This window comes from Stenotrophomonas sp. 28608_Sma (assembly GCF_056486185.1).
The window spans coordinates 3060184-3073797 of the sequence record NZ_CM151308.1 but is presented as its reverse complement, the minus strand read 5'-3'; the positions used below and the strand labels follow the sequence as shown (position 1 = coordinate 3073797).

The 13614-nt window shown below is 60.2% G+C and carries 10 protein-coding genes and 1 tRNA gene; 9 read left to right on the top strand and 2 right to left on the bottom strand.

The annotated features are described in order from the left end of the window. Window positions 1–19 precede the first annotated feature (19 nt). The 7 genes from ACZLHH_RS14505 to mobF all read left to right on the top strand — a co-directional run bounded on the left by ACZLHH_RS14505 (window position 20) and on the right by mobF (window position 9817). A complete protein-coding gene (locus ACZLHH_RS14505; RefSeq protein ID WP_006375350.1) occupies window positions 20–2998 on the top strand; it encodes a TraM recognition domain-containing protein in 2979 nt (992 codons plus the stop codon). 86 nt (window positions 2999–3084) lie between these two features. Next, window positions 3085–3609, top strand: a complete 525-nt coding sequence (locus ACZLHH_RS14500) for a hypothetical protein (protein ID WP_006375347.1) — start codon at window positions 3085–3087, stop codon at window positions 3607–3609. A gap of 137 nt (window positions 3610–3746) precedes the next feature. After that, a complete protein-coding gene (locus ACZLHH_RS14495; protein ID WP_032971083.1) occupies window positions 3747–3950 on the top strand; it encodes a hypothetical protein in 204 nt (67 codons plus the stop codon). 151 nt (window positions 3951–4101) lie between these two features. Continuing rightward, window positions 4102–4188 (top strand) — tRNA-Tyr (locus tag ACZLHH_RS14490). Window positions 4189–4238: 50 nt separating this feature from the next. Next, window positions 4239–5060: an ankyrin repeat domain-containing protein gene (locus ACZLHH_RS14485; RefSeq protein WP_224481860.1), complete on the top strand. Its 822-nt coding sequence runs from the start codon at window positions 4239–4241 to the stop codon at window positions 5058–5060. Next, window positions 5038–6924: a helicase HerA-like domain-containing protein gene (locus tag ACZLHH_RS14480; RefSeq protein ID WP_006375344.1), complete on the top strand. Its 1887-nt coding sequence runs from the start codon at window positions 5038–5040 to the stop codon at window positions 6922–6924. The genes ACZLHH_RS14485 and ACZLHH_RS14480 overlap by 23 nt, the downstream gene beginning before the upstream one ends. A 64-nt stretch (window positions 6925–6988) precedes the next feature. Beyond that, entirely contained in the window at window positions 6989–9817 is a 2829-nt protein-coding gene (gene mobF, locus ACZLHH_RS14475; protein WP_006375342.1) for a MobF family relaxase, read from the top strand. Window positions 9818–9821: 4 nt separating this feature from the next. Here the strand turns inward: mobF and ACZLHH_RS14470 are convergent, their stop codons facing one another. Further along, complete coding sequence (locus ACZLHH_RS14470) at window positions 9822–10412, bottom strand: hypothetical protein (protein ID WP_032971082.1); 591 nt, start codon at window positions 10410–10412, stop codon at window positions 9822–9824. An 84-nt stretch (window positions 10413–10496) separates the two neighbouring features. Beyond that, window positions 10497–10871: a hypothetical protein gene (locus ACZLHH_RS14465; RefSeq protein ID WP_152906878.1), complete on the bottom strand. Its 375-nt coding sequence runs from the start codon at window positions 10869–10871 to the stop codon at window positions 10497–10499. Between the two features lie 450 nt (window positions 10872–11321). Here ACZLHH_RS14465 and ACZLHH_RS14460 point away from each other — a divergent pair, with 450 nt between their 5' ends. Together ACZLHH_RS14460 and ACZLHH_RS14455 are read left to right on the top strand one after the other, a co-directional pair. After that, the gene (locus ACZLHH_RS14460; protein ID WP_197581398.1) at window positions 11322–12407 is read left to right on the top strand and encodes an adenine-specific methyltransferase EcoRI family protein; all 1086 of its coding nucleotides are present in this window, start codon (window positions 11322–11324) and stop codon (window positions 12405–12407) included. Next, window positions 12404–13609, top strand: a complete 1206-nt coding sequence (locus ACZLHH_RS14455; protein WP_478478676.1) for an HNH endonuclease family protein — start codon at window positions 12404–12406, stop codon at window positions 13607–13609. The genes ACZLHH_RS14460 and ACZLHH_RS14455 overlap by 4 nt, the downstream gene beginning before the upstream one ends. The last annotated feature ends 5 nt before the right edge of the window (window positions 13610–13614 follow it).

The following is a 13614-nucleotide window of genomic DNA, read 5'->3' as shown; positions in this document are numbered from 1 at the left end:
ACAGGGGAGGGAAACAGAGATGGAAGCAATCAGTTTGTTCAACGTGCTTGACTGGACGAGTGGCTTGGGCCGCAAGTTCCGACGGAAGAGCGGCGAGCCTTCGGGCGTGAAAGAAGAAATCATCGTCCAGTCCCACGAGGAGTATGAAAACCTCGTGGGTCGCTTTGACGTGACCGATCGCGTTCGCAGCCGAGAGCTCGATGTGCCGGAGGCTGATCGGGATTTCGCGAAGGAATGCGGCGCGGTCTGGGACGAGAACGCCCAGGTGTTCAAGGTGCCCGAAGGACGCAGCGAGGACGAGTTCCAGGAGTGGTGGCCGAAGGTTCCGGAGGATTTGCGTGACACCCAATCGCGGATCATCACGACGAAGCGTGGGCGGCGTGCCGAGGGCTTCTTGCAGGGCAACGACATGGGGCAGGGCGGCGACAGCCTGGCCACTCCCTTGATGTATCTGGCCTTCCCCGTGATCGGCGTTCTGGCAACCTTCCTGGTGAGCCTCATCGGTTGGGCCGGCTGGGCCGCTCTGCTGCTGACCATTCCATACTTCATCGCCCTCAAGCAAGGCGAGGGCATGAAGGAGGCCCTGAAAGCCCTGGTGCTGCTGCAATGGGTTCCGATGGCGCTTCAGTTCATGGTCGGCGACAGCAAGGGCGGCACCGAGGTGGCAATGCAAGCCGGCGGCATGGCTGTGTATGCCCAGATGGCCAAGACCTACCTGTGGTGGGCCTTTGGCTTGGTCGGCGTCCTGTTTGTGGTTTGCTTTGTGGCGGCGGCCTCGCACCCGCACCGGGGCGTCATTGGCGGGACAGCCGCGCGCTTCATTCAAGCGATGCAGTGGGTGGGCCTCATCTTTGCCGCCTTGGTTGTCGCCAAGGTCCTGCCGTTTGGCTTGGGCGAGGCGGCACCTTACGTGTTGGCCTGCATGTATGCGATGCAATACGCCGAAGGCAACTTTGTCCAAAACGCCGCCCGGCTCTACCTGCAGAACAACGACAACAACCTGGCCACCCAAGGGGCGTTGATCAACTCACACGTCAAGGCACGTGAACAGCAAGCCGAGGCGGCCCTGCGGGACAAGACCCCGCTGATCACCATCGGGCGCGCCACGGGGCATCTGTCCGACAAAGGTTATGGCTACTCGCCCGACTTGGGCACCGTGATGATGTTCTCATGGCGCGATTGCCAGCAGGGCCTGCTCGTGTTCGGGGCCATCGGTTCGGGCAAATCCTATGCCGCGTTGCGACCCATCGCTCGTCGGTTCCGTAAAGCCGCCTTGGCAATGGCGTGTGTGGCGTCGGAACAAGGCGATGTAAGGGAGCGTTTGACGCGGCAGAAGCTGGCCGGCGGTGCTCTCATTGCCGACGGTAAAGACGGAGCAATCATCGCGGATCTGGAAGGATTGTTCGACATCGTCGTCAAGCCAGGAATGCGCGTGGGGCCCTATGAAGGGTTGGCGCCGGATCAGATCGTGCGGGCATTGCGCGGCGCATCCGGTGGGCGCGTGGACGAGAAATCCAAGCTTTGGACGGATGGTGGCGATGCGTTTCTCTACCACACGGGCATCATCCTTCGTGCGCTCGTGGATCACGAGATGGCTTACAGGTCCTGGTGCTCGGCCAAGCTGGAAGGGTTGGAGCGTGCACAGATGAACGCGGAGCTTGAGCTGGTCAAACAGCGAAAGCTGGGCGAGGACGTGGCCGAGACTGAGGCGTTGATCGAGCGGATCGCCGAGCAGATCGCCATCCATCGAATCCCGGTGAGCGACGACAGGCAATGGCATTACACGCCATTCCACCACATCAAGTTGTTGTCCATTGTGGAACGCGTGATTCCCGCCAGCCCCGCGCCTCGTGCCAATGCAAAGCTGATGGAGGTGGTGAAATACTTGGGCCTGGAAGAGGCGGACACGAGCCATGAAGAAGAGGGGCGGCTGGCCTATGCGGCTTACCTGCAGCAGCACCGCCTTCGTCAGGACAACGCTCCCGAAACCATCCATCCAGACCTCTTCCGTCCCATGTCTCAGCTGCAGAGCTCGCTGGAATGGGCGTTCCAGGAGATTCCCGCGATGCATCCGGAACAGAGACAATCGTTCACGCTCAACTCACGAGGGCTGCTGGAGAAGCTCTTGCGGGGCGAAAAGCTGCGGGACAGCAAGACGGACATGCCTTGGCATTCGATTGAGACGGGCGAGGTGGACGTGTCCGACGCACTCTATGGAGCCATGGTAGGCCTCTTCTTGCCCCCCACCCAATTCGGTGAAGCGGGTGAAATGATGATGCGCCTGCTCAAACAGCGGGTCATGAACGGAATCAAGGCGCGTGGTGCATTCGGCGACAAGTGGCGCGAAGCGTTGCCTGGGCAAACCGAGGTGATGTTGATGATGGACGAGGCCCACCTGTTGTTGACGGCCGATGACATCAACCTGTTCTCCGTTTCGCGCTCGCTGGGGTTGATGCCCGTGCTTGCAACGCAAGGGTTTGAAAGCTTGGTCAACGCCTTTGGATCAGTCAACGAGGCGGAGCTGATGGCCAACACGATGCAATCGGTGATCGCGCTGAAGTGCTCGCACAACACCCACGAATACCTGGAAAAGCGGTTCGGACAGGCAACGTTGACCACGTTCAAACAGCGCACCCGGGGCATCGACTACCAAGGCGGCATGAACAATTGGCGCCACTCCGTGCTCAACGACCCGGATCATGCCTACGCGTCCGCCTACGACAAGATGCGAATGGAAGGGGCCGGGCGGTTGACGGCTTCGCGCATCGACGCCGTGACGGGTCGCCGCTGGCGGATTGGATCGGAGGACACGCTGGGCCAAGACGAGATCGCGCGCGACATCGACATGCCCACCGGGGGCAAGCGCGAGGTGCAGCCGCTCTTCCTGCAGGAAGAATACTCCGCTCTTCTTGAGCCCCGCGGTCACGCCATCGTGGCGCTGAGCCGTGCCGGCATCAAGCGCTTCGACCTGGCGGAGCTGCTGCCCGACGCGGATTGATGCGGATAGGCGAGGGGGTTTGCCCCCTTGCCAAACCTGCGGATTGATCAACGATGAGCCTATTCACCCCAGCGGAGGAAACAAACATGAGCAACACCCTCTCCCAACCCATCGAAGAAATGACCGAGCTGCGAGCACTCCAGGCGCAGCGCAACGAGCGGCTTCTGGTCGATCGCCCACCGCCCCAGAAGGACAGCGCGGCCCGGGCCGACTTCGAGCAGAACGTGGCCCAAGACCAAGACGCCATCGAGCAACGCCGACAGCGCGTTCTGGATTGGGCAGAGAAGGCCTCGCCCGATCAGATCGCCGCGCTCCAGGCAAAGATCCAGGAGGCCGACAAAGCCGTTCGTGATGCAAAGCCGGACGACAAGCACGAGCAGGTGGTTCATGCGACCGTTGCGCAGTGGCGGCAGCAACGCGGGGCCCAGCGGGAGGAGACCCCTCCCATGTTGACCCGTGAGCAGCGGATGGAGAACGGACCTGGGCGCCTGGGATACGCCGATTACGCCCGCAGTTCGTTGAAGGAGGCGGCTTTCATGAAGGACTACGCTGCCAATTACGATTGGGAGAAGCACCAGAAGCAGGCCCAACCGAACGTCTTCCGACAGTAATTTTTCATCGATGTTCAAATCTGCCCGGTTCTGCGCAGAATCGGGCATTTTTGCGTCTTGACGTCCAGTTTGATGGTGCTTTACTGGTTTTGTAAAGAGTAGGTAGACCTACTCATAAAGCCAAAAGGAGAGCCACCATGTCCACGTTGTTCAATGCCCTCAAAGACTTCGCTTTCGAAAACGCGGTTCCACTGCTGACCAGCTTGTTCCTGCTGACCGCGGCCTTCGCAGCGGCTGTTCTCGTCTACCCCCCGGCCGTTCCGGTTCTGCTCAAAGTGGTGGCCATGGCGGTGGCGGGCTTTGTGACCATCGGGGTAGTGGTCCAGACTTCCTTCCGGTGAGCAGCCGGCGCTGGCTCAAGCTGCGTGCAAGGTGCAGGAAGCGTTGGCGCCGGTTTGACTGGGATGGGTTTGATTTCTGGTTCTACCCCGCGCTGATTTTCTACATGTTGGGTTGGATCGTCTTTGGCCCACCCGACAGCGTTTAGCGTTCGGGTCAGTAGTCCGGTAACGAAGCCGGGGCAGTCTGTAAAACTGCTGGTTCACTCCCCTGCAGGTTCAAGTCCTGCCTGACCCACCATTTCTGCGTGTTGGCTTGACGGCCAGCGATTCAACGCTACAACCATGGGGATGGACACCCAAGAATCCCTGTTGCGCCTCTTGCGTCCCCTGGGCCTCCAGCGAGCGGAGGCCTTGACGGGCGCGCTCGCGCGCGAAGCCGATGCGTCCAAAGGCCTTCACGATTCGCAAGTGTTGGCGCGTGCCCACGCCCTGAGCGTTGCCCCTGTCGAGGGTCGGTTGGGCGATCTGGTCTGGCAGGTCCGCCAGCGGAAGCACGATGATGTGCCCCAAGTGGACCTGCGCTGGGGCTTGCATAGGCTTGGGTTCGACGCGCCCACGCGGGCGTCCACCCAGAACCTGGTGCGTGCTTACGAGAGGCGCTTGGCAGACCGTGACGAGCCGATGGTTTACAGCACCTTGGCAGAGAGGGTGGCTGGGTTGTCCATGGCAGAGCACGTCTCGCTCTTCCAAGGCATGGCGATGGCGGTGGAGGAAGCGCGGGCACGGCAGTCCGATGCAAACCGGTTGCGGGAGAACGCACCATGGCAGGGCTGGCTCGTGGGGGCGTCCCGGGCGGGCCACGAAGCAGCACTGCTGGCCTGCATCGGCATGGGCGCGGACGCCCGGCTGCCCGATGCCAGCGGCAACACGCCACTGCATCATGCGGCCCGGTTTGGTCGCGCCTTGCTGGTCACCCCGCTGGTCCAAGCCGGCGCTGATGTGGCGGCCCTCAACGGCCACGGGTGGGCACCGCTCCACCTTGCCGCCCTTCACAAGCACGCCCGGGCCTGCCTCCACTTGATGGCCCACGGCGCCAATCCTGAGCAGCCAGGGTGGCGAGGGCGGACCCCAACGCGCATGCACCGACATGAGCAAACCCAAGCCCTTTGACGCGCTGGGTGACGTGCCCGGCAGCGTTGCGCCTTCCCAGCCGGTCCGATACTGGCACCGCGCCGTTCTTGCCGGTGCATTCGTTTTTGGCTTGGCCTACGTGGGGAGCATGGGCGTTGCCTGGCTCTTGCCGAATCCCGATGGCTCGCTCATCCGCTTCGCCGATGCTTTGAAAGGTGGTCTGGTGACCGCTTTTCACTTCCTGACCGCTGGCATCTCGGCACGTGCTCCGGCACGGGAGTTCATCGAACTGGTGTCCTACCACCACCCAGTGGCGACATGGTCCCGGATCGGGGTGTCGCTTCTGCTGGCGGCGGGCCTCGGTCTGCGGGTGTTCCTCAAGGCGACCGAGCCGGTGAGCAACACCTGGCACCTGTCCGGACCGCGGTTGCTGGAAGGAAAAGAGGCCGTGGACGAAGCCCGGCACCGCTTGATGACACCCAAGGAAGCCGAGGCGGATCCCTTCGCCCTGTCCCTCCACCCCGATCTGTTGCTGTCTAAAAAGCATTGGGCGCGCCACGTCCTGATCACCGGCTCGGTGGGTTCGGGCAAGAGCGTCATCCTCAAGCACATCCTGGAACAACTGACGCGAAAGAGGGACGCAAAGCTGTTCCTTTACGACATCAAGGGTGATTTCACGTCGATTTTCAAAAGGCCCATCATCGTGTCGCCCTTCGATGCGCGCTCCCACGTGTGGGACGTCGCCGCCGACGTGCGGACCCCGACCCAAGCGGCGGCGTTCGCTGCCTCGATCATCCCGGAGGGCGACGGCAACGCAAAGTTCTGGAGCATGGCCGCCCAGGACTTGTTAATTGGGTGCGTGCGCGAGCTCCAAAACACCCGGCCTGGCCAGTGGGGGTGGCGCGATCTGGCGGCCGTGGTGCGCCGTCCGGCCGCGGAGATGGCCGCAGGCATGCGCCCGCATTACCCCCGCGGCGCCGCACTGGTGCGTGACCCGGAAAGCCAGACCACGTCCAGCGTGCTGTCTTCCTTGGGGGGCTTCACCCGCCTTATCGACGATCTGGCCATCGCATGGCCCAAGGTTGGCAAGCGCCGTTTCTCGATGACCGAGTGGATACGGGACGACTACAACGGGCGCAAGCAGGTCATCGTTCAATCCGGACCGGACCCAACCCTGACGAAGGCCTACATCGCCGCCATGATCAACGTGGCCGTGCCGGATCTCATTGGGCCAGGCTTGCCGGACAACGAGGGCGGGCGTGGGCTCTACTTCGTGTTCGACGAGCTGACCAGCGCCGGGCGCTTGAACATCGATCCCTTGCTGGCGTTGGGACGCAGCAAAGGAGTGGTGGCCATCATGGCGGTCCAGGATCACTCCCAGATTGAGTTGGTCTATGGGGACAAGACCGCCCAGGCCTTCTCGTCGCTGGTGGGGACCCACGTGGTGTGCCAAGTGCAAATGGGGGCGACCCGGGACAAGCTGGCCAGCCAGCTCGGCAAGCGAAAAATCGCCTGGCGTGGGCACGAGGACAAAGCCCAAGTCCACGAAGAAAGCCGCGCGTTGGTTTCCAGCGGTGAGCTCACCGATCGGCTGGGTTTCCGAAAAGGCAAGCGCTACGGTCCCGAGACGTGGGGCATCGAGGCGATCGTGCAGATGGGTGGGGACGTGCTGTTGCTGACATGGCCCGGGAAGAGCCACCCAACGGTTCGCGAGGGGCAGGTGGCCGCTGCGTGGACCACCAAGCCAGCTGGCCCGGTGGTCGAGGGTGAAGGGCCATCACCGGCCGCGTCCCCTGCAAGCGCTGGCGCGTCCGCCTTCCCAACCACCGCCGAAGGCATCGATGCGGTGCAGCGGGTATTGACCATGACACCGGAGGAAATCGACGCGCTTTTCCAGCGGTGAGCGGCCTTGCCAACTCTCCGTTTTCTGGGACCTTGGAACAGTCAACGTTCTTTAGGGGAGCCCCATGATCAATCGCACGCCCATCAATGCCAAGGGCCAAAACTCGCACAGTGGCAACATGTTCGACTACATGCTGGCCACCGAGCGCCTGACCATCGACAGCGCCGTGGCCTATTACGCCGGCAGCGGTCCCGATCCGCGGCAGACGCTCAACTGGGGCGGCAAGCTCGCCGCCGAACTCGGCCTGGAAGGGCAGCCGGTCACCCGTGAGGTGATGGAAAAGCTTGGCAAGGGCTTTTCTCCCACCGGAAGGCCGTTGTGCAAAAACGCGGGCAAGGAGCCCCAATTGGTTATCAAAACGGATCGCTGGGGAAACGTGCGGTTGGACGACGACGGCAAGCCGATGGAGAAGTGGGAGGGGGGCCATCGGGTGGGGTTCGATCTGACCATTTCCGCCCCCGGGGACGTGAGCGTGGCGTTCGCGCTGGCGGATGATCGCGAGAAGCTGGCCATCCTGGAGGCCCACCGCCAGGCCTGCGCCGTCGCGATGCGCTACATCGAGAGCAAGGTAGAGACCCGGCGCGGAGAAGCGGGCGTAGACGTTATAGGCACGGCGGGATTGGTTTGGGCAGCCGCCGACCACGTCAGCAACCGGAACGTGGAATCCGACCTGCACACCCATCATCTTGTGTTCGGGGTTTCGAGGGGCGAGGACGGTCGGTGGGGCACCTACGACGCAATTGAGATCTATCGTCACACCCGCGCTGCGGATCACCTCTACAAGGCCGAGCTCTACAACGCAATGAAAGCGTTGGGCTATGGGATCCAGCGGGAACGGGAGGTGGACGTGATGGGGCACGAGACGGGCCAGATTCTCACCACGATTGCCGGAATCGACCGGGAGCTGGTGCTTAAGATGAAGACCCGCCGCCAGGAAATCCTGGACTACGTCAAAGAACACCCCAACGCCAGCCACGACGAGGCCTGCAAGGCCACCCGCAAGAAGAAGGAAGAACCGCCCTTCGAGCAGGTGGTCAAGGACTGGCAGCAAACCTTGTCCAACATCGCTAAAGAGCACCCGGAGCTGGTTCCCACCACCCAGTCGCTCAAGCAGACGAAAGGCCAGCACCTGGACCCGCATACGTTTGACGAGGTTTTGAAGCGCATGCACGAGAACGAGGCGATGTTCTGCGAGCATAACCTGGTCCGGGAGTTGGGGATGGAGTTCGCCGGGCAAAAGAACTCGGAAGAGGTTCTCCAAATGGTGAAAGAGTTCACCGAGCAGGACGATCTGGTGCGCGTGAAACCCGAATACCTCCACAAAGAGGACCGTGGCGCTAGGCTGGCACGAAGGCACAGTGAGGACCGTTTTTCCGCCACCTGGATGGTCGAATTGGAGGCCGAGATCATCCGCCGCTCGAAGGAGCGAGAGAGCGAGACGGACCTGAAGCTTTTCCGCTCCACCGTGGATCGGGAGATCGCCGCTTACGAAAAGCGAAAGGGGTTCACCCTCACAGAGGAGCAGAAAGCCGCCATCGGTCACCTCACTTACGGCACGGCCGGTGTGGGGGTCATGTCGGGGTTGGCCGGCACCGGCAAGACCACCGTGGCCGAGGTCTACAAGCAGTGCTTCGAAGCCGAAGGAAAGCAGTTGATGGGCTTGGCCGTGTCGGGTAAAGCCGCGGCCAAGCTGGAAGAAGAGTCCGGGATGCCCTGCATGTCTGTTGCAAAGTTCTTTTCCCAGATCCGGCAGGGCAAGGTTGCTCTGACGAAGAAGGACGTGGTGGTGCTCGATGAAGCCGGCATGGTGGCCACCGATGACACCTTGAAACTCATGACCTACTGCCAGGGGGTGGGCGCCAAGCTTGTCATGCAGGGAGACAGTGACCAGCTTCAGCCCATCGCTGCGGGCAACGGCTTTGAGCTCGCGAAGATGGCCTTGGGGGACAAGAAACTGACCGAAATCCGCCGGCAGAAGAACGCTGATGACCTGACCACCGCCAACAGCTTCTACGAGCGGGACGCCGAGGGAAAGGTCAAGAACATGCGACGCGGGCACCGCAGCCGCCAAGGCACATTCCATATGGGCGAAGAAATCCTGAACAACCTCAAGCAACGCGACTGCATCGACGACTTCGGCACGGACAAGCAGGCCATCAAAGCGTTGGTGGACGATTACTTGAAAGACAAGACGCCCATGGACGAGAAGCTGGTCTTGGCCCACACGCGCTCTGAAGTCAAGGCGCTCACCACAGGAATCCGAAAGGGGCTCCAGGAACAAGGCGTGCTGGACAAGGAGGAATTCACCTTCCGCTCGATCGTGAAAGGGCAGTGGGAGGACCTGACGCTCTCACGCCGCGACCGTGTGATGTTCACGGCGACCAACAACGACTTGGGCGTCATCAACGGCACCGAGGGCACGGTGGAGAGCATTCGGAAGGACAAATCCGGTGGCTACGACCTGGTGGTGCGCATCGACTCTTCGAACCCGAAAGAGGACGGGCGCATCCTGAAGTTCAACACCAGCGAGCACAACGCCTTGGCCCACCGGTATGCCATGACCGTTCACAAGGCGCAGGGGCAGGGGAAATCCGAGGTTTACCACCTGGCCACGAACATGGGCATGCTCGACCAGCAGTCTGCCTTGGTGGCGTTCACCCGCCTCACCAAAGGCAGCTACCGCATGTATACGACGGACAACGTGATGGATCGCTTGGCCGAACGGCTGGGAACCGAACGGCACAAAGAAATGGCGCTGAGCGTCGGACTGTCCAAGAGGCAGGCCGTCCCGGTGCATAACCTGGTCCAGGACGTGGAAGAGTTGTTGGCAGGATTGAAATCGCAAACCCAGGTGCCGGTAGAAAAGCATCGGGGCGCAGTGCACAACCATTGAATGGTTAGTCCATTGCCAGTCGGTCTTCGATTTCCCCGTCATCAGTCTCTGTGAAGAAAGCGAAATTGACCGCATAGAGTTCAATGATGGATTTCATGATGGTAGAAATCCTTGAGTCCGCCATGGATGTTGATTTCGCTTTGAAGATGAGGTGGTAGATGGCGGCCCATGTCGCTGCGCTGTCGTGAAACTTGATACGATTTCGCGGGCCAAGAAGCGAGCGGAATCTGCCCTCGGTAACCAATGCCTCAGCGGATTCTTCATGAACTACTTCGCATGAGGACATGAATAGGCGGCAGTTCTTTGGGATGCCAGACAGAAGTTCAGCCAGTCGCTGATAGGTGACTCCTTCTTGATTGGTCGTGTCGATGCCGTTCTTGTCCCCATGAGCAGAGATGTGCAGGTATCTGTATCCTGAGGCCCTGAAATCTCGAACTGCTGCCTTGAACTCCTTTCGAGTGCGGACATACGAATACTTGGTCTCCTTCCCGTGGAGACGAAGAATCTGAGCTAAGAAGACACCCTCAAACCGGCCATTGCCCTCATCATTCGGATAAAGGGATTCGATGATGTAAACGTTGGGGGTGGTCTTCATTTTTTTAGGTGCTTTGTTTGAAAGCCCATTCTGAGGCAAGAGTCGTTCAACTTGTCAACGGGGGAATGGCCTACTTGACGCACTTTAGGGGGCCTCCGCCTTCCACCCGTTAGACCAGGCCAGCAGGATCCAAAGCCGCTGTTCGGCTTCTGTCCAACCTCTGAAATGACTGCCAAGGCTCCGTTCGAGCCAGGCACTTGCAAGGTTCGAGCCTGCCAGCAGGGGCGCACATCCCATTTGCTGCTCGATGATCAGCCCTGCTTCCGCACCGGTGGCCCACCCGAGCAACCGATAGCTTTGCCGTTGCTTTCCCACCGCGGCCACTCCCACCTTGGGAAAGGTTTCTGGCAACGCCACGCACCACCATCCAGAGCCGACACCGGGTGCTCTCACGCGATACCGGTTCTTGGCTTCATCCGCCAACCGCTGCATTCGCAACTGCACCGCGCCCCAGCTCATGCCCGTCCGCTTCTGAATGGCATGGACTGATAGGCCGCGGCAGGCCAACGCAGCCACACGCTCCAACCCGTGCTCCGGGCCGCCGCGCAAGTAATGCGCAGGGCCGCGCATCGCGTCCCACTCATTGCACACCGGGCACCACCAGCGGCGCACGTCTCCAAGGCCGCGCACGCCTCGCGAGATCATAGGGTTTCCGCACGGGTGACGGGGACTTTTTAGCTTTATGGATTTCTGGCTCATTTCAACATCACGATGAGCAGCTGAAACCTTGCTGTCCAGTGCCTGAAAACAAGAATTGCGGAGTTGGTTCGCAGTTTTGTATTTTAGTCACTTCTCAAAACGTTTTAGTCAGCGTTGAAGTATTGCGGAATCTTGTCGTTCTGGTTCCTTGATAAAGAGACCAGCTCAAGAAGATGAAGCGCCGAGGTCTCGATCACTGGAGACCATGACGTGCTTATCGACGAGACAACGAGTGTTGAGAATGCTGAAGTTGAGATTGCTGACTCAGGAAAACCGCCGAGGAAGAAAAACTCAAACCTGACAGCGGCCAAGCGGGCCAAGAACGACGAGTTCTACACCCGCATCGAAGACATTCAGAACGAAATCCAGCACTACGCCTCTCACTTCGAGGGGAAGACGGTCTTCTGCAACTGCGACGACCCCATCTGGTCGAACTTCTGGGTGTTCTTCCACGACTGCTTCGACCGGTTGAAGCTCAAGCGCTTGGTCGCGACCTACTACACCAAGAACGGGAAGTCCGCCGGCAAGCTCGTCTGCCATGACGAGAAGCGCGACGCCGCCGGCAAGCCGGAAGTCCTGACCTATGACCTGCAAGGCGATGGGGACTTCCGTAGCCCCGAATGCGTGGCGCTGCTGAAGGACGCGGACATTGTCTGCACCAATCCGCCATTCTCCCTCTTCCGGGAATACATTGCTCAGCTGATGGAGCACGGCAAGCGGTTCCTCATCGTGGGCGACATGAACGCGATCACCTACAAGGAAGTGTTTCCGCTCATTCGAGCAAACAAGGTGTGGCTGGGAGTTTCAACGCCGAAGCGCTTCCGAACCGAGCGGGACCAGGAGGTGTATCAGCAATTTGGCAACAAGTGCTGGTTCACGAACCTTACGCATGAGCAGCGCAATACCGACATCCCACTTTTCCGCTCCATCAAGGACAAAGATGTCCGGTATGACCGGTTCGACAACTACGACGCTATCAACGTCAACAAGACCCAGGACATTCCCTGCGATTTCGAAGGTGCCATGGGTGTGCCGATCTCCTTCCTGTCGAAATACAACCCGGAGCAGTTTGAAATCATTGGTATCACCAAGACGTGGGACAAGCTGGCAATCAAAACCTACGGAAAGCAAATTCAGGTGGACGCAAGTGGAACAAGGAAAGAAGTTTCCAAGCTCAACGATGGGCCAGCCATTCGCATGGACAAGGCGCCCCAGGGAAGCACCTATTACACCGTTGACGGTGTCGCATTTGTCCAAGCCTATGCACGAATCATAGTTCGGAGGAAGTCACGTTGAGCACCCATAAAATGCAAAGTGGCGACATGAAAATCGAGCCACTGGAGATCACCATCGGCGAGCTTCTGAATGGTTTCCAGAGGGACAACGCAACGGGGCAGATCAAGGCCTATGGCGGGAAGCTGGACGTTCGGCCGGCTTACCAGCGGGAGTTCGTCTACAACGAGAAGCAGCAGGAAGCGGTCATCAGGACCGTCCTGCAGGGTTATCCGCTCAATGTAATGTATTGGGCGAAAGCCGATGGGTCAGACGACTACGAAGTGCTGGACGGCCAGCAACGAACCATCAGCCTGGCGAACTTTGCGGCTCAAGCCACCGGCTTTTACGTGGAGGACCCCAGGGACGGCAAGAAGAAGTCGTTCCACTCGTTGTCCAAGGAGCGGCAAGACCGCTTCATGAACTACCCCCTCACGGTCTACGTGTGCGAGGGTGACCACGATAAGAAGCTCGCCTGGTTCCAGACCATCAACATTGCCGGGGAGGTCCTGACCGCCCAAGAGCTCCGCAACGCGGTTTATGCCGGTCCCTGGGTTGCGGAGGCCAAGAAGCTGTTCAGTGGCACCACCCCACCCATGGCTGCCAAGGCCAAGGGCCTCATTGGGAACAAGGCGAAACCCCTTCGCCAGGATCTCTTGGAGTTGGCCATCAAGTGGATCTGCCAAGGAAAGAAGGCGGACGAGATCGAGAAATACATGGTGGCCAACCAGCAGAAGACCAATGCCACCGAGTTGAAGCTTCACTTCATGAAGGTGGTGGATTGGGCCAACACGCTTTTTCCGCCGGAAGATGATGGGATGAAGCTGCGTGAGAAGGTGGACTGGGGAACCCTCTATCGCGAGCACGGCTCCAACCCGGTCCAGCCAGACCCTGCCACCCTGAAGGCCGAGATTGACCGCCTTCTGATGGATGATGAGGTCCAGGTCAAGCACGGCGTCTACTGCTACGTGCTCGACCGAGACGAAACCTGGCTCAACCTCCGGGGTTTCCCGGAGAAGATCAAGCAGGAGCAATATAAGCACCAGGCGGGCATTTGCCCCCACTGCTCGCACACGTTCGCATATCACGAAATGGACGGTGACCACATCGTGCCGTGGAGTAAGGGTGGACGAACCGACGCGGCAAACTGCCAAATGCTCTGTAAAACCTGCAATGCCAACAAGTCCAATAAGGGAAATGGGCCCCGCCCAGCCCTCGCCCCCTGACCCTT